At 44.5% G+C, this 17,456-nt stretch carries 18 protein-coding genes; 9 read left to right on the top strand and 9 right to left on the bottom strand.

Annotated features, from left to right (window positions below; genetic code table 11):
• The first annotated feature begins 27 nt into the window (after window positions 1-27).
• The 9 genes from CWB99_RS16460 (at window position 28) to CWB99_RS16420 (ending at window position 9,601) form a co-directional block, all read left to right on the top strand.
• A complete protein-coding gene (locus CWB99_RS16460) occupies window positions 28-993 on the top strand; it encodes a flagellin (RefSeq protein WP_138549978.1) in 966 nt (321 codons plus the stop codon).
• Between the two features lie 163 nt (window positions 994-1,156).
• A complete protein-coding gene (locus CWB99_RS16455; protein WP_138549979.1) occupies window positions 1,157-2,119 on the top strand; it encodes a flagellin in 963 nt (320 codons plus the stop codon).
• Between the two features lie 82 nt (window positions 2,120-2,201).
• Window positions 2,202-2,633 carry a flagellar protein FlaG gene (locus tag CWB99_RS16450; protein WP_138549980.1) on the top strand — a complete coding sequence of 144 codons (432 nt, stop codon included), beginning with the start codon at window positions 2,202-2,204 and terminating at the stop codon, window positions 2,631-2,633.
• 24 nt (window positions 2,634-2,657) lie between these two features.
• Window positions 2,658-4,064, top strand: coding sequence for a flagellar filament capping protein FliD (gene fliD, locus CWB99_RS16445; RefSeq protein WP_138549981.1), 1,407 nt, complete (start codon window positions 2,658-2,660; stop codon window positions 4,062-4,064).
• Between the two features lie 9 nt (window positions 4,065-4,073).
• Window positions 4,074-4,502, top strand: a complete 429-nt coding sequence (gene fliS / locus CWB99_RS16440) for a flagellar export chaperone FliS (RefSeq protein ID WP_054015578.1) — start codon at window positions 4,074-4,076, stop codon at window positions 4,500-4,502.
• Window positions 4,492-4,788, top strand: a complete 297-nt coding sequence (locus CWB99_RS16435) for a hypothetical protein (RefSeq protein ID WP_138549982.1) — start codon at window positions 4,492-4,494, stop codon at window positions 4,786-4,788. The genes fliS and CWB99_RS16435 overlap by 11 nt, the downstream gene beginning before the upstream one ends.
• Before the next feature lie 18 nt (window positions 4,789-4,806).
• On the top strand, window positions 4,807-6,888 hold the full coding sequence (locus tag CWB99_RS16430) for a motility associated factor glycosyltransferase family protein (protein ID WP_138549983.1): 2,082 nt from the start codon (window positions 4,807-4,809) through the stop codon (window positions 6,886-6,888).
• Window positions 6,889-6,893: 5 nt separating this feature from the next.
• On the top strand, window positions 6,894-8,222 hold the full coding sequence (locus CWB99_RS16425; protein WP_138549984.1) for a DUF4910 domain-containing protein: 1,329 nt from the start codon (window positions 6,894-6,896) through the stop codon (window positions 8,220-8,222).
• 2 nt (window positions 8,223-8,224) lie between these two features.
• The gene (locus CWB99_RS16420; RefSeq protein WP_138549985.1) at window positions 8,225-9,601 is read left to right on the top strand and encodes an NAD(P)-binding protein; all 1,377 of its coding nucleotides are present in this window, start codon (window positions 8,225-8,227) and stop codon (window positions 9,599-9,601) included.
• Here the strand turns inward: CWB99_RS16420 and CWB99_RS16415 are convergent.
• The 9 genes from CWB99_RS16415 to CWB99_RS16375 are packed head-to-tail and all read right to left on the bottom strand — an operon-like array spanning window position 9,598 to window position 17,447.
• Window positions 9,598-10,587 carry a GNAT family N-acetyltransferase gene (locus CWB99_RS16415; RefSeq protein WP_138549986.1) on the bottom strand — a complete coding sequence of 330 codons (990 nt, stop codon included), beginning with the start codon at window positions 10,585-10,587 and terminating at the stop codon, window positions 9,598-9,600. The genes CWB99_RS16420 and CWB99_RS16415 overlap by 4 nt on opposite strands.
• Complete coding sequence (locus CWB99_RS16410; protein ID WP_138549987.1) at window positions 10,577-11,254, bottom strand: class I SAM-dependent methyltransferase; 678 nt, start codon at window positions 11,252-11,254, stop codon at window positions 10,577-10,579. Before CWB99_RS16410 ends, CWB99_RS16415 begins: the two co-directional genes overlap by 11 nt.
• A 31-nt stretch (window positions 11,255-11,285) precedes the next feature.
• The gene (locus tag CWB99_RS16405) at window positions 11,286-12,029 is read right to left on the bottom strand and encodes a nucleotidyltransferase family protein (protein WP_138549988.1); all 744 of its coding nucleotides are present in this window, start codon (window positions 12,027-12,029) and stop codon (window positions 11,286-11,288) included.
• A gap of 3 nt (window positions 12,030-12,032) precedes the next feature.
• Window positions 12,033-13,475: a PfkB family carbohydrate kinase gene (locus tag CWB99_RS16400; RefSeq protein WP_138549989.1), complete on the bottom strand. Its 1,443-nt coding sequence runs from the start codon at window positions 13,473-13,475 to the stop codon at window positions 12,033-12,035.
• Between the two features lie 3 nt (window positions 13,476-13,478).
• A complete protein-coding gene (locus tag CWB99_RS16395) occupies window positions 13,479-14,597 on the bottom strand; it encodes a radical SAM/SPASM domain-containing protein (protein ID WP_138549990.1) in 1,119 nt (372 codons plus the stop codon).
• The gene (locus tag CWB99_RS16390; protein ID WP_138549991.1) at window positions 14,575-15,177 is read right to left on the bottom strand and encodes a hypothetical protein; all 603 of its coding nucleotides are present in this window, start codon (window positions 15,175-15,177) and stop codon (window positions 14,575-14,577) included. Before CWB99_RS16390 ends, CWB99_RS16395 begins: the two co-directional genes overlap by 23 nt.
• Window position 15,178: 1 nt before the next feature.
• On the bottom strand, window positions 15,179-15,667 hold the full coding sequence (locus tag CWB99_RS16385; protein WP_138549992.1) for a transketolase: 489 nt from the start codon (window positions 15,665-15,667) through the stop codon (window positions 15,179-15,181).
• A gap of 2 nt (window positions 15,668-15,669) precedes the next feature.
• Window positions 15,670-16,461: a transketolase gene (locus CWB99_RS16380; RefSeq protein ID WP_138549993.1), complete on the bottom strand. Its 792-nt coding sequence runs from the start codon at window positions 16,459-16,461 to the stop codon at window positions 15,670-15,672.
• Complete coding sequence (locus CWB99_RS16375) at window positions 16,461-17,447, bottom strand: SDR family oxidoreductase (RefSeq protein ID WP_138549994.1); 987 nt, start codon at window positions 17,445-17,447, stop codon at window positions 16,461-16,463. The genes CWB99_RS16380 and CWB99_RS16375 overlap by 1 nt, the downstream gene beginning before the upstream one ends.
• Between the last annotated feature and the right edge of the window lie 9 nt (window positions 17,448-17,456).

Here is a 17,456-nt window from a genome sequence, read left to right as displayed (position 1 = left end):
TGAGCATTTGTATAGAGAGAGTGAATCATGGCTTTATTTGTAAATACCAATGTCAGTTCCATTAATGCGCAACGACAACTACAAAACTCCGGTGTTGAGCTGGATACGTCCTTCAAACGCTTGTCTTCAGGTTTAAGGATCAACAGTGCGGCAGATGATGCTGCGGGTCTGCAAATCTCGGACCGACTACAGTCGCAGATCTTAGGTTTAAACCAGGGTAACCGGAATGCCAATGATGGTATTTCTCTTGCTCAAACTGCTGAAGGTGCAATGGATGAGATTACCTCTATGTTCCAGCGTATCCGAACTTTGTCACAGCAAGCGGCCAACGGCTCGAACACTGATGAAGACCGTTTGGCAATTCAGGAAGAAATTCGCCAGCTAGCAGCAGAAGTAAACCGGGTTGCCAGCGATACCACGTTTGGTGGTCAAAACTTATTGGATGGTTCGTATTCAGCTAACTTCCAGGTGGGTGCTGACGCGGTACAAACTATCGGGTTTAGCATGCAGTATGTGGGTGCCACCACTAACTCTATGACTGATAATGGCGGTTTTACCCTATCTGGTGTGGCAGGGGTTGCCAGTGGTGTGTCGGGTGCAGCTCTGAGTGCGACAACAGCAACCATCAGTACAAATATCGGAACTGAGGCGGATGCCAAAGTGTTCTCTAACGTATATACTGCCTCAGGTATTTCTGTGTCTTCACAGGCAAATGCACAGGCGGTCATGGCGGGGATGGATGCTTTGATTGCGGTGGTCGATAAAAAACGTGCTGAACTGGGTGCGGTCCAAAACCGATTCCAGTCGACGATTCGAAATCAGGCGAATGTTTCAGAAAACCTGTCTGCAGCAAAATCTCGGATCAAAGATGCGGACTTTGCAATGGAAACCGCTAAACTGACTAAAAACCAGATCCTACAACAGGCCAGCCAGACTATTCTAGGCCAGGCAAATCAGCGTCCACAGGCCGCTCTGAGTCTGCTACAGGGTTAATAACACAAAAAAATTAAAATAATTTGCAAATAAGGCTAAAGCTTTCGCTTTATCAGTCGATAGCGGATTTAGAGAACTATAAATCTAGGACTCTAAATCATCGCTGCTGGCAGGGTAGGGGTATCCCGTCTCAGCGAGTTATATTGATAAAGCGGAGGCTATTATGGCTTTATATGTAAACACCAACGTGAGTTCATTGAACGCACAGCGGCAATTAAACAAATCCTCAGGTGCGTTAGATACCTCTTTCCAACGCTTGTCGTCGGGTTTGCGCATTAACAGCGCAAAAGATGATGCTGCAGGTATGCAAATCACCAACCGTCTTAACGGACAGATCAACGGTCTGAATCAAGGTATCCGAAACGCGAACGACGGTATCTCACTGGCGCAAACTGCAGAAGGTGCGCTGGACGAAACCACTCAAATGTTCCAACGGATCAGAACGCTTGCGCAACAGGCATCTAACGGCTCAAACACCGATGAAGACAGACTGGCACTGCAAGAAGAAATTCGTTCACTTTCTGAGGAAGTAAACCGAGTCGCAGCAGACACTACCTTTGGTGGGCAAAACCTGCTAGACGGTACATACGATGCGAACTTTCAGGTAGGTGCCGATGCGGTACAAACCATCGGTTTTAGTATGCAGAATGTTGCCAGCACGGCTAATGACCTGCAAGCCAACGGTGGCTTTACCTTGTCTGGTATTGCGGGTGTGGCCAGTGGTGTAACTGGGGTAGCACTGAGTACCACCACAGAAACCATTAGTACCAATATAGGTACTGAGGCGGATGCAAAAGTGTTCTCAGATGTATTTACTGAGGCGGGTATTTCAGTGTCTTCGCAAGCCAATGCACAGGCGGTACTTGCCGGTATGGATCAGCTTATTGCGGTTGTGGATAAAAAGCGTGCGGAGCTGGGTGCGGTACAAAACCGGTTCCAGTCTACCATTCGTAACCAGTCAAATGTTGCGGAAAACCTGACCGCTGCACGTTCTCGTATCCAGGACACTGACTTTGCGGCTGAAACAGCAAGTTTGACTAAGATGCAGATCCTGCAACAGGCAAGTAGTTCAATCCTGAGTCAGGCTAACCAGCGTCCTCAGGTCGCCCTGTCGCTCTTAGGCTAATAATAGTGTAACGTCAAGTAAGCATGAGAAATCGCGAAACTTGGCGTATACTTATAGTTAGACTAGTGAATGGAGGTGTATTGTGAAAGAGATTCAGGCAACATTAGGGCTTGGCTCTAATAATGCGGTGCTCACTCCTGGTCAAATTAAGCCTGAGGAAAACGCAGAGACGCTGCGGGCTGTAGAGAAGTTAACCAAGTTGGTTGATAATCCTGCGGTCCGTACTCAGGATAAGCAAAAGGAAGAAGCTGACCCTGATGCACAGGAAAAATTGTTCGCCCAGGTTAAATCTGATCTGGCGAAGCTGAATGACTTTATACCGGTCACCGCAACCAATTTGTCGTTTGAATTTGATGATAAAGGCAATCCGCCATTCATCAGAGTCATCGACAAAGGCAGTGATGAAGTGATCAGAGAGATCCCCTCAGAGGAATTTCGTGAAGTCGCTAAGGCTTTGGAAGAATTTGCCGATAAAGTATCAGGAAAAGGTTTGCTGTTTGACAGGACAGCATAAATGAAAGTGAATTGGAGGTAGCAAATGCCACTTATAACGTCTGCAGGCGTCGGCTCAGGTCTGGACTTGGAGAGTATAATCAAAGCATCGGTTGATGCTGAGAATATTCCCAAAATGCAGGCCTTCGTCAAGAAAGAAGAGTCTTTGAAAGTAGAACTCTCTGCCTTGGGCGAGGTTAAGTCTGCTATCTCCAAACTCAACGATACAGTTAAAAAGCTGGCCGACCCTGATAACTTCGGTAAAAGGGTTGCCAACATTACACAACCTACATCTGGCGACATTATTAGTGTGACGCCCACGTCAGACATTTCAGTCGGTAATTTTGATATAGCCGTCAAACAATTGGCACAGGGCAGTCGGGCTGTCTCGGCAGATGGCGCCTATACGTCAATAGATGATGTCGTGAGTGCCACAGGAGGCACGTTAACCTTCGGCGCCGGAGTAGATAATAGCTTTACATTGGATGTGACAGCTGGCATGACGCTTGGTGAATTGCGAGATGCGATTAATGCGTCAGATACAAACTTTGGTGTGACAGCCAACATAGTAAACACCGGTACCGCAGCAGGGTCAAAGTTGATATTGACATCTAACGTGAGCGGGTCAGGTAACGACCTGACCGTAACCAATGACAATGCAGAGCTAGATAAAGTCTCGATAGGTACAACTGGTGGAATGACTATTGCTGCGGACGATGCAGCGCGTAATTCGATCATCACTGTAGATGGTCTTGAAATACAAAGCGATACCAATACCTTTAAAGATGCTGTGCAGGACATGACCATCAAAGCACTGGCGAAAAGCGAAGGGAACGACACCGATGGTTATGATACTGCAAGCTTGAATGTGGACTATGACAGAGAATCAGTGAACACGTTGATTGATGAGTTTATTTCGAATTATAACAATCTAGTTGGTAACATTGGTTTCCAGACGCGGATAGGCAAGCCTTTAAATGGTGATTCGTCAATGCGTACCTTGAGCGACCAACTTATCACCACCCTGTCGACCAACTTAACTAATGCAGGACCATTTGAAACGATCTTTGATATTGGTCTGGGGGTTGACAATGACGGGTACTTAGAAAAGTCGTCTCTGGTTCGTAGTTTGAATGATGCTATGGACAGTAACTTCGATGATATTGGCACAGCGTTTGCAGGAGATAATGGAGTCGCGAAACAACTTGAGACCTTGCTTGATAATTATGCGAGTTCGAGTGGTTTGATTAAAGATCGTGAAGATGGCCTCAATGGTCAGATCAGTGATCTAGAAGACGATGTTGAGAATCATGAATTTCGAATGGCGTCTTTGGAAGAACGGTTGAGAAAGCAGTATGCAGGGCTAGATGTTTTGATTGCCCAGATGCAGCAAACCCAGTCTTATCTGGGTGCTCAGCTCGCGAATTTGCCAGGGTTCACCAAGTCTAAGTAAGGAGCCATTATGTATAACGCAAGAGTTAAAAATTACCAAAAAGAAGCACTGAAAACCCGAGTGGCAGGTGCGGATCGTTACGAAATTATTCAAATGCTAATGGCTGGCGCAGTCGAGAAGATGGTACTTGCCAAGGTATCTATTGAAAAACGTCATCTCGAAGCAAAGGCAGAGCATATCTCTAAAGCCTCTGCGATTTTGGAAGCGCTTCGCGGTTGCCTGGATTTTGAAGTGGGTGGTGAAGTGACCGAGAATCTATATGCATTGTATTCTTACATGATAGATCGGCTGCTGGATGCCAGTATTCAGAATGATCCGGCGATCGTTGACGAAGTATCAAACCTGTTAAAGGAAATTAAATCAGCCTGGGACGCAATCCCTGTTGATGTGCGTCAGCAGACATTGACTGCCAATGGCGCTGACGCTAATGTCGGTTGATTTTGCGCAAATAGAAGCAACCCTGAATGAGTTAGATGTTGCTTGTCAGGCTGGTGAACTGGAAGAGGCGCAACGTCTCTTCAAGCAAGCAGATACGCAGATCCGCGCTACATTGACCCGAGAGGTACTGGCAGAATCGGAGCAGTGTCAGCGCTCTGCTGCTAACATCTACCATCATATCCAAGAATTAACCACCCAATTACACCTAAACAGAACGTCAGTTGCAAAAGAACTGTCGCAGTTTGTCGGTAATCAAAAAAAGATCAAAGCGTATAAAAATACTTAATACGACATTGGCTGATGTATGAACAAAGATCCTTTATCACAACAACTAGAGTCGCTCAGTGAAAAACTCTCTGAAACAACGGCTCATCAGGCCCGGGAAGCGGAATTCGCAAAAGAGGCTAACGAGCGTTTCAGTAAAAATCTACAGAGTTTCGAACAATATTATCCGGACATTGCCAAGGCAATTACCAACCATAGCGTACGTGAAGACTTCTGCCTTCATGTGACCACATCTGGGCATGGTAATTTTGCTCCTCAGGGCAGCAGTGCACCTATTTATTCTCAATCGCCAATAGAGCAAACTGCAGAGCAGGTTGAGCGACAACTCAGTCAGCCTGTTATGAGTCTGACAGATTATACCGGGTATGGTCAAAACCAGGAAGATGAGCGTTTGCATGTGCGCTATATGACAGAGTTAACCAACCTGATGATCGACATCCGCGAGCAGGGACAAGCACCGCTCAGCAAAATACCTGAACACTTTCCAAGCGCTGTTATTTTTGGCATTGGCTTGGGTTACCACATTCCGTTATTACTCGAGCGTACTCAGTTCGATTACATTTTCTTGATTGAACCTGATTTTGAACAGTTCTTTGCCAGTCTGTTTTGTACCGACTGGTTTAAAGTGATTGCTGATATAGATGAGCAAGGTGGTTGTCTGTTCTTTCACTTAGGTGTAGATCATAGCTTATTCATTCAGGACATCGAAAAGGTGGCTGAAGATGTGGGCGCTTTTGCGGTGGTACGCAGTTTTTGTTATCAGCACACACCCGGCGCCCAATTAAATACGTTGATCCAGCAATGGGCGAAAGACTATTTCAGATTCCAGTTTGGGCACGGTTTTTATAATGATGCTGTGACAGGGTTGGCGCATAGTATTCATCATGTCAGAAACAAGGCAGCCTGGCTGACGAGAAGTACATCGAGCGTAAATAAAGACACGCCCGTTTTTATCATTGGCAACGGCCCCTCTTTAGATGAAGCCGAAGCGTTTATAAAGCGTAACCATAAAAAAGCCATTGTGATTGCAGCGGGTACCTCAATTGCAACCTTGCATAAGAAGGGTATCCCAGTTGACTTTCATGCGCTGGTAGAGAGACCTTATTCAAATTACAAGATCTTTGGTGACATTGTTCCGCCTGAGGTATACCAAAACACCAACTTGATTGGCCTTAGTACATTATACCCAGATACTAACCACAGATATAAATGGGCGGGGATTGCTGCAAAAGGGGCTGAGGCGGGTACATCTATGATGGACATATTGGCACTATGTCATATGTCACAAACCTTGCCAAAAATCCCATACAGTAACCCTGTTGTTGCGAACACCGCATTGTCATTCGCGCTTTACCTTGGATTTCGCAATGTATATTTATTTGGGATCGATAATGGCAAAGATCCACATGGCGCACACCATAGTAAAGACAGTATTTATCGTCCACGAAACGAGGATGATGAATCCAAGGGATACGGTCATCTTGATATTACCGGCCATACTCTACCAGCTAACTTCGGCGGGCTCGTAGTATCCAATGACCTATTTATGATTGCCCATGCCCAGCTTGAAAAACTACTCAGATACTATGATGTAGACACGTGTCTGAATGTAGGCAGCGGTGCGAAAATAGCAAAAGCGCTGCCTGTAAAAGCAGAGGATCTGCTTGATATTGAGGAACAGTTTGATATTCATGCCACGGTTGAAGCCATCAAATCTGAGTGCTTTGATGTGTTTCCGCTGGATGACGTCAGCGATGAAGTAATAGCACTCGATGGCTTGAAAGAGCTGGTGGATCACATTTGTTCCATCGCATCTGAGCCAATACACACCCGACAGGAAGCCGCGGATCAGCTGAGACGTCAGGCACGATATGTGTTTGCTTACCGAGACTCTAAATGGGGACATCTGTTCCATGTACTGAAAGGCTCACTGCTGTATTATCACTGTCCCTTGATTACACTTTTGTATACCTACGAGGATGAGGCATTTTGTCTTGAGCAATACCAGCGTTTAAATCAGCTGTGGATGAGCTATATCAAAGAAATATATGCACATTTTTGTGAGCATTACACTGAAAAGTGTGACCTGGGGCGGGAGTAGTGATAGTGCCATATCAAGAAACAGAATCCTTTTATAGCGACCTTTATGATGAGCTGTTTCCAATCCTGAGATCGATCACCGGACCCGGGCTAAGAAAAAGCTACGACATTTTCGAACGCTATATGCCTCTGGAACGGCTTGCAATTCCATCGGGCACAGCTTTGTTTGACTGGCAGGTTCCACAGGAGTGGCACTGTGATGAGGCATATCTGTTAGGGCCAGATGGTGAACGAGTGGCGGACATGCGCCGACTTAATCTCGAGGTCGTTAATTACTCCGAATCGGTTGACATCACTCTGTCTTTGGAAGAGTTGCAGGCGCATTTGTACAGTTTACCTGAGCTGCCCGAGGCGGTGCCTTATGTGACCAGCTATTATAAAAAACGCTGGGGTTTTTGCCTCAGTCAGTCACGTCGTGAACAGCTTAAGCCGGGCCAATATCGCGCGGTGATTAAGAGCCGCTTTGTCGATGGGCACCTGGATATTGCGCAAGCAGTGCTTGATGGTCAGTCAAAGCAGGAAGTTCTGCTCAGTTCTTATTTATGTCACCCTTCAATGGCCAACAATGAACTCAGTGGGCCGCTGGTGTTACTGGGTTTGTATCACAGGATCAAACAGTGGCCGAACCGTCGCTATACCTACCGTTTTATGCTTCACCCTGAAACGATAGGGAGTCTGGGTGTGCTACACCTGATGCAGGACCATTTTCGCCAAAATTTGGTGTCAGGTTTGGTATTGAACTGTTTAGGGGGAGACCCACAGGAACTGGTATTTAAACATAGCCGCAATGACAACGGGCTACTAGACAAATTGCTGTATCACCTGAGTGAGCAAGGTCATGGCCATAGTAATATCCCATTTAGTCCGCTCAGTGGCTCTGATGAACGCCAGTACAATGCGCCCGGCTTTCAGTTCCCCGTATGTTGTGTGAGCCGCAGTTTTCATACTGGCTACAAGGAATATCACACATCACTGGATAACAAAGACTATATGGGCATCAAACCATTGCTGGATAGTATTGATAAGCTCGAAAAAATTTTCTTGGCGTTTGAACAAAGTGCGCGGTTTGAAAACACCCATCCTTATGGTGAACCTAACCTGGGTAATAGAGGTTTGTATCCAACGCTGAGTTTTTTCAGTGAAGAGCGGACCCGTCAGCTCGACGAGCTCAACCACATTAAGATGTTGCTGTGTTACAGTGATGGCCTGCATGACACCATAGACATTGCAGAAAAGTACAATCAATCTGTCATGGAATTTGCAGGTGCAATCAATAAGCTGGAGGCACATGGGTTGTTGAAAATGTTGTCACCAGAGGAACAGTTGGAGGCGTAGTTATGGCTAATACTCAGGCGGTTGTTGTTGGCGGTGGCATTTGTGGCATGGTGGCGGCTTTGCTGTTAAAGCAACGCTTTACTAATGTGGTGCTGATCGAGCAAGCCGATACGGTTGGTGGCTTATTTTGCTCGGTCAAAGATAGTTCAGGTGCCGCTTATGATATGGGCTCACATATACCCAACGCCACCGGTGTGGCAGAGTTGGACGAGATATTATTCGCAGATGCGGATACAAGCAGTTGGCATAAAATTGCCAGGCTATGCTCAGGCAACTACTTCGGTGGCAGCTGGGACTTGAACAGCCCATTTCCGGACGCGTCTAAGTTACCACAAGATATCTATCAGCAAGGGTGCGGTGAACTGATCAATCACACTGAGCTACCAGAATCTAATCTAATCTATGACTATTGTGCCAATTCTCTAGGTGTCGTCTTCACAGAAAGTATCGTGGTGCCAATATTACGTAAGTTATATGGGCAGGATGCGCCACTTAAGACATTGACCATGGCTGCGGGATTATTTGGTTTTACCCGTATTCTGGCATTGCCTGCTGATGTAACAGCCACCCTTAAGCAGCTACCGGCCTTTGATGCCAAGCTGGGTTATCAGCGGGAAGCCGATTTTCAGCAGCGCAAAGCACAGGATAACCTCAGCGAGGTGACTTACTACTACCCAACGACGGGAGAGGGCATTGGCTATTGGGTAACTCAACTGCAAAAGCGTGTTGAGCGCGCCGGGGTTGAAATAATCACCTCAGAGCGTGTGGCAACCATAGCGCATCATGATAAAAAAGTGACTAGCCTGGTTTTGGCTAACAGTGAACGTGTACTTGACTGCGATTTTCTTTTCTGGAGTGCGCCACCTTTTATTGCCTTAGCTGCGATGGGTCTGACGCCAGCCAGAGGCCAGGTGACCTTGCGCACAGCGCTTATTTTTCATCTTAACTTTGACAGACCTTTGCTTGATATGCAGTCCCATTATCTCTGGGTCTGGGATCCGAGCAGTGCGATTTTTCGTTTGACCTTGTATCCAAATTTAACCGGGCAATGTAATCATAATCACTTATCCGCTGAGATCTTGTGTAATCCCGACGAGATTGAATCCTTTACACAGTCGGAGATCATCGAGCAGCTTGTGTCGATGGGGATAGTTGACCCACAGGCAAAGTGTGTCAGTGGAGAGACTCAGGTGATTAACAACACGTTTCCGGTACCTACCACAGAGTTTCAGGCCGTTAATCAGCAAAACTACGAGACATTGTCAAACTGTGTTGACAATGTCATCGTATCAGGTCGGTTCAGTGGAAAGTGCTGGCGTCAGGCTGAGGTGTTGATCGAGGCTTACGAGTCGATTATACAGGCAACCGACGCGATTTAAGCGTCGGTCTTTGCCAGCCGAACATGAAAATATGGCTCAACATTGCCACCAAAACTCAGTTTGAACCAACCTCTCTGAGGGCTGTTGATCCCCTCTAAATCTAATCGTGATATGCCTTTTTGTGCGAGCAAAGGGAAAGCCTGCCAAAGCACAGCTGTACCAGTATGGCTGTCACGCATATCTGGGTGGTTTGCGCCGTAAAAATAATAAGCCGTGTCCTGATGCATCAAGTAGGTCGCAAAACTGCCGATTTGCTGGTCGCGAGTTTGTGCCTGATACATGCAAAGCAGCCCCTGCTGTGCCAGGCTTTTGACTCTTGATGCAAGCGTATCCAATTGCGCGGTACTAATTTCAATTCCCTGGCGTGCCATGGTCATTCCGTAGTACTGTGCAAACAAAGCGAAGTCTTGCGATTCTCTGAGGGTAACCTCTTTTTTAATACCGTAGCGGATCTCCTGACGTCTCGACACCGAGCTGTTGTTATAGTTGTCAGAGCGTTCTAGTGTATCCAGTGGTGCGGCAAACTCGTCCAGCTCAAGTATGGAGGTATAACGCGGGGTTACAGCATATTTGGGTCCATCGTTATGATAATTGACCCACAAAAATGCACGAATATCCTTAATGGCGGGGTGTAACTTGAGTTGCACTTGAGTGTAATGCTCAGCGAGATACTCAGCAATATATTCTTGTGCGGCGAATAATTCGGAATGGCCCTGGGCACGATTAAGATGACTGATATTGCGATGCGCTATGCCATCATGGATCACATCATGGTGACCGATGACCTGGGTTTCGCTTTCGTCTACTATCAGCAGCACCGCGGCAATTTTTTCTCTGCCTTTACAGCAATAGTAGGCGTGATACTTCACACCCAGTTGTGCAATAAACTGGCTATGAACAAACGGGGTACCATGGAGAGATGTGGCAATGAAGCTGTCCCAGTTCGGGTCCAGCTCACAGCGTTCTAGGCTAAACTTATTCTTCATGGGCTGGCTTTTTCAGTACCATACTCCACGCCGCATGGACGCCGTCACTACCATATTCACTGGACTGAGAATGGCTCAGAGACACTACCTCAAATTTTGATACCAATTGGTGAATAAGGTCAGCATCAAAGAAATTAACATTACCGACACCTGCAAACGGGCCCCAGGTGTAGCCGGTTTTGGTGTATTTATCGACCGATTCTGGCGCTTTGTCATAGTCAGAATGCTCAGTACTAAACCAGTCAGTGATCAGAATTACACCGCCGGGTTTGAGTTGAGCGTACGCCTGATCCAGATAGCGCTGAATACTACTGGCGGGATTATGTACGGATGCGCCCCGGTCGACGATTAAATCGAATTGTGCATTAAAGGGCCAGGGCTGTGTAAAGTCGCCCACATGTAAGTTATCGGCAATATCAGTGAATCGTTTTTTCAGTTCACCGATAATAAAATCACTACCATCAATGCCATAGACGTTTGGACAATAGCTCAAGAAAAAGGGGAAATTCGCGCCCGCACCACAGCCCACTTCCAGTATGGTGAACGACGGATCGCCGTCGCGCAGACGGGTATTGCGTAGTGCACCACTGACGACTTCGCTCCACGGCCATACGGACATGTGCTGATTGCTGCGGTACAGTTGATCCCAGTTTTGACAAAATGACATATGTAAATCCTTCGAAGTAACTATGCTGTTGTTAAGCAAGGTTTGAGCCAGCATCGCTGGAATGACGGGCCGCCTTTTGGGCCATATTTTGCGCCTGTGCGTAGCTGTCTGGCGTGCCAATATCTAGGTAATGATCATCGACCAGCCAGCCTTGTAACTTGCCAATCATACTTGGCACAACATCCAGGCTGAGCTCATAGGGCCGCTGTGCTTCCAGATGCGAGAAGTAGCGTTCATAGACCTGAGGCGAAAATATAAAGAGGGCACCACTGGCAAGGTTGCCAGGCGGGTGCTCGACCTTTTCATGAAACTCCTGAATAACCTGATTGTCATCCAATTTTACAATACCACAGCTACGGGGCGTCGGGGTTTCGAACAAAAGTAAAGTGGCATCGGTCTGCGCCTGACGTTGGTTATGTGCTTCAAGCATGTCCACCAACGAGCTTTGACAGTAGTTGTCAGCATGGATCACCATGCAGGTCTGGTTTTGCCAGAAAGTTCGGTTACGTATCAGTGTACCCGCAGTGCCCATTAACTCGGGTTCGTAACTCAGGGTAATGCGCTCGTGATATGGGCTGTTGGCTACAAAGGCTTCAACTTGCTCGCTAAAGTAATGGGTATTAATTAAGATTTCGTCAACCCCAAGTTGAACGAGTTTATCTATCCACAAGCCCAGCAGGGGTTGACCGTTGAGCGGGACAAGGCACTTTGGCAATGTATCTGTGATTGGTCGCAGGCGGGTGCCAAGGCCTGCGGCAAGCAAAATAGCTTTCATAATTTATTTGAATGAGTCTTCTATGGCTTTTTCGAGTGTAATTCGTTTTAGCGGAGTATTGCCAACGGATCCTACCTGACAAGCGGCAGCTAGACTCCCAAGGTAACACGCTTGCCAGATCGGTGCGCCTGTACACAGAGCAAGAGAGCTGGCTGCCAGAAAGCAATCGCCTGCGCCGGCAGGATCGACAGCATGTTTATTTATAGCCGGCAGCTTGTCATTTTCCCACTTGGAGAAATCCTGGGAGGGTAAGTGAATAAATAACCCCTCTTCTGCTAAGGTAATAACCACATTTTTGGCTTGTGATTTCTTGGCCAGCTTTTGTGCAAGAATGACAAGGCCATCATCAGGGTTGTTTAACGCGACTCTAACCTCTCGCTCTGTCGGTGTGATCAAATCCATATTCTTGTATCGTGAAATATCACCAACTTGAGAAGAAGATTGACTATCTGCAACGATTTTCACATTGTTATTTTCACAAAGCTTGGTAATACTCTCAACCAATGTTTGAGGCAATAAGCCGTAGTTAAAGTCGGAAAATACCACAATATCCAGTTCGGGAATGAGATTTTCAACTTTATTAAAAATGTCAGCTTGGAGTTCAAGCGAAATTTTATGTTGTCTGACATTGTTTACTCTAAGAAGTGTTTTAGTGCCAGCCCTATAGCGTGTTTTTAGTGGAGTTGGACGGCTATTGTCGGTATATAAATAGGTGTCAAGCTCATAGTTATCGATATACTTCTTTACATAATTAGAAGCTTTGTCTTCACCTATTACTGAGATAAGGTTTACTTTGCGTGCACCAATCGCTTTGATATGTCCCGCTGTAATGGCGGCCCCGCCCAGAAATGTATCCGTTTTATTAGGTGTCATTACTATTGTAGGATCTTCTTGAGACAGGCCAACAGCTGTACCCTGTACATATTCATCTACAATGACCTCACCTATCACAAGCACATCGAGTTTTTGTATGGTGTTTAAAGTGTTGTCAATATCTGGTTGCCGAATTCTATGACGGCTTATATATTCCTTTATCTCCTTAAAGTCAAAATGGTTTTTTGCAGAAGAGTTTCGCCTAATAAACTGCTCTGCATTTGATTCAAATTCACCTGACCCAAAGATTAGCTTACCACCATAGCATTGTAACGCTGAAAGCTCAGGGTTGTTTCGCTCTTCAAATTCTTTACCCTTTACTACTATGGCTGGTTTAATTTTATGAATAATAATTGAAGCGTCATCTGAAGATATAAAAGCTTGATCGACACACTCTAAAGAGTTGAGCATTTCAAGTCGATGAGACTCACTAATTCTGCATGGCTCTTCGCATGATGAATCTGATAAAACTGCAACAGTGAGATGATCACCACATTCTTTAGCAAATTTTAAAAGTCTGATGTGGCCAGGGTGAAGCAGATCAAACTTCCCTGTAACTAATACTTTTTTCATAAACTAGATAAAGTTAATGTGTTTTGGTGGCGTGCCAGAGGGCTTTTCAAGCTTTACTTTACCTTTCTCTACGTTGTCCAGGTACTCATTTGGCTTGTGTTGTAAACATAACGAGCCACACATTTTCTGAGCATCAAAGTTCATTGATGCAAGGTGATTCATTACTTCCCAGTATTTATCTCCCATAACAATGTCTTTGAATCTCTGTTGCGTAATATTTCCAATGTGGAAGCGCTTGTATTTTTCATTGAATAACATGCCGCATGGCGCTACTAAACCAGAACCAGAAATTTGAATTTGGAAAGGTGCAGCGTAACAACGTTGATAACTTCTCTTTCCTTCAGCATTAATTTTTGACCATTTAACGCTTACTTGGTAAGTTTCATCGCTATATGATTCAGCCTCTTCTAGAATGTGATTTAATTCAGCATACTTAGAATAATCAACGCCAAGCTTTCCATCCTCGCTGTCACTTGTGTGCTTAACAACTAAGTAATCAGGCCTAATTTCTTTACCTAGTTTAGCCAAAGGTACAACTTGATCCGCATCTTCGGGCATTAACACCATTTGAAGGCCGATAGTTACATCCAAGCTATCTCTTTTTTTGATTTCGACCATGTCTCGGACATTTTGTACAACTCTATGAAAATGCTTTTCTTTCACCCCCATGATTTCAGCGTATCTTTTTGGCTCTCCAGCAGAAAAGTTCACTCTCAGATAAGTTAGATGAGGTAATATTCTTTCCAACATTTCATACTTAAAATTATAACCATGAGTAGCGACAGCCATTGATATGCCTAATTCAGAGCCTTTTATAATGGTATGTTCAAAATGAGGGGATAATGTACTTTCACCATCGCTGACCAGTGAAATAGCTCTAACCCCTAACTCCTTGCAATCCTCTAAAAAATTATCAATATGCTCTTTGGTAATATCAAACCGATCATTTTCCTGAAGCCGCGCGTAGCAAAAGTGACAGCCATAATTACAAGCTCGAGTTAGAGCCATGTCAATTGTGATAGGTGCAATTCTTTTGCCCTTTTTCCACTCTTGAATTCTGTCATGATGCCATGCTATTTTTGTGGCATCCAATATATATTTATTTTCGTTTGGTGTTTGCATCTTCAAACTCCTCAATAAGCACGATAATAGGAACACCGTTTAGATATTCTCGAGTGAATTTCTCCAGTTTTACAAGTGTATTTTGAACCTGACCCTTTGGAATACAGCTGGATAAGTCTAGGTTTATGGTATTATTCTTAACAGATACTAAAGTAGTATCTAGTTTAAATAGAGAGTTTCCTTCAAAATATTTCGTTATAGCATCAGAAATCTGCTTATATTTTTCAGAATCCTTAGTTTTTTGCCAATTTTTCAGGGTCGAGCTTTCGTACCGACCGCTGTTAGGTGCACCAGAATCATTAAATACTTTTCGAATCAGTATGTTACAAATACTAAGTTCATCATGATTTTCAACGAATGTGATACCTTTTTCTTTGGGAGCCGCACTGTTTTCTAAAGATATTTTTGCACCGTAGTAAGCTGCATTAGACAAATCCATACCCGTTATAGTTACGCAAAAGTGTTTGAATGAGTCCTTGTTGGGGCTCATGCTTGCTTTTGTGATTAGCCCATTCTCGATATTGACTGTAAGACAAGTATTTTTGAATGAAGCATTAAAGGTTAATTGAGTGTTATCCATTTTAAAGTGTCCTCATATATGAAGGGCCGTTATGAGAAAACATAGCTTCAATATCTTTTTCCAGAGTTTCTGATGTGGGTGAATAGATCTCAATATTTTTAAGTACTGAAACCAAAGCAATATCATCATCATCCATGCAGTGACTTCTACCTAAAGCAGAAAAATAATTACTTGCCCCAACACCGACAATTTTTACATTGAGCTTATGTTCATTAATGTCATATCTCAGCTGTTCAAAAGCTCTCATAGTAATGAAAGGGATCTGCGAGTAGATGATAGGACGCATTCCTGTAATCGCCATTCCAGCAGCAATACTCATTGTTGCTTGTTCGTTTATACCTGTATTGAAAGCCCTGTTTGGGTGATTGTCAAAGAAGCTATCTAATACAGCAAAGCCCATATCTCCTGCTAATAGCACGAATTCAGGGTCTGCTTTGAAGATGTCATAAATTTTTGACATCGCCTCTTTTTTTGAAATTAGAGACGGCATGGTTACTCCTCTCCAGGCTTAAAGCCATCTTCTGTAGGGCAACGATAATGGTGCTTGATAGAACCTTCAAGAATTGGCAGCCCTTTTCCTTTGATTGTTCGAGCAAACATAATATTAAAATTGTCACCTTGGTGTTTGTAGAAGTTTGAATATACATTACGGATAGCTACTTCATCATGACCATCAATGTCATAAAAGCCTTCATCAATGAAAGCACTCATTACTCTAGCAAGGCGATCATTGCTGATAGCCACATCTTCAACTCTTCCCATTGCTTGTAACTCATTCGCGTCAACAATAACCAGTAAGTTATTTAGTTTGAACCTATGGGCAAGCATCATGGCTTCAAAATTACTACCTTCTTGCATCTCTCCATCACCGACCATGCAAATAACTTTGTTATTCTTACCATTAATTTTGAATGATAGAGCCATTCCTACGGCTAAAGGCAGTCCGTGTCCCAGGGAGCCTGTAGAAGCTTCTATCATGTAATTTGGATTCTCTGTTAAGCAACCTTTCAGTGTTGACTCAGGAGTGTTGAATTTTTCGAGTTCCCAGTCAGGGATAAAGCCCAGCTTGTTTAGAAGGATGTAGTATGCGTATGTACCATGGCCTTTGCTAAGAATAAACCTATCTCGGCTCTCATCGAGAGGGTCGGTCTTATTGAATGTTAAATACTCATTGAACAACACCGTAATTAGTTCTACTGTTGACAAAGAAGGGGCAAGGTGTCCAGCTCCTGTATTACAAGAAAACTCAATAGTTAGTTGTCGAATCTTTTCTGAAGATATCATCAATTATCCCCCAAACAATCAAACCAAACTTTGGTAGCCTTTTTTATGCTATTTTCGTTCCAAACTGGCGCATCGCGCCACAGTTCTATGTTTTCGAGCATGATTCGGACACCATCCTCGAAGCTGACTTTGGGATTCCATGAAAGCAGTTTTTGAATTTTCTGGATGTCGGCAAAGGTACTATCAGGTTCTCCGGGGCGTTTATCAATATAAACCTTATCACCTCTCAATAGTTCTGCTAAGTAGTTGATACTATATGTACTACCGCTTCCAACATTGAATATTTCATTGCTAAAACGACTTTGACTGGCTGTATAGCAAGCATCTGCAATATCAGTCACAAACGTGAAATCTCGAGTTTGTTCGCCATCGCCAACTATTGTTAGGGGTTGCTCATTGAGCAGTTGAGCGAGAAATACACCAAATACAGCACCATATGCTCCTGATGTTCTGTGGCGAGGCCCATAAACATTGAAAAACCTCATCGAAATAACAGGGAGTTTATAAACTTGGCCCCAATGTAATGCGTATTGTTCTCCTACGGCCTTTGTTAATGCATATGGGTATTCAGGTTTGATACATGCGTCTTCCGGTGTTGGGTAAGTTACCGGAATGCCATAACAAGAGCTGGATGCAGCATAAATAATCTTTTTTAGGTTTGGCGCTTTTTTACATGCTTCAAGCACATTTAGAGTGCCTTCAACATTGGCTTGATGGTACTTAGCTGGCTCATTTATAGATGGAACAATATCAGCTAACGCAGCAAAATGAAAAACATAGTCAGCATCTACAATGTGTTTTTCAAGTTCATCAGAACAACTTATATCCAAGTTCGCAAATGTAAGCTCACTTTCATGGTGGGCTATATTTTCGAGTCTGCCGTTAACTAAGTTGTCTATGACCGTGACATTAAAGCCCTTTGTTATTAACAAATCAACCATATGAGAGCCAATAAACCCAGCTCCACCTGTTACAACCGCTTTCATTGCTTACCC

This window comes from Pseudoalteromonas rubra (assembly GCF_005887095.1).
Lineage (GTDB): Bacteria > Pseudomonadota > Gammaproteobacteria > Enterobacterales > Alteromonadaceae > Pseudoalteromonas > Pseudoalteromonas rubra_E.
This window is presented reverse-complemented; position numbering and strand designations above follow the sequence as displayed.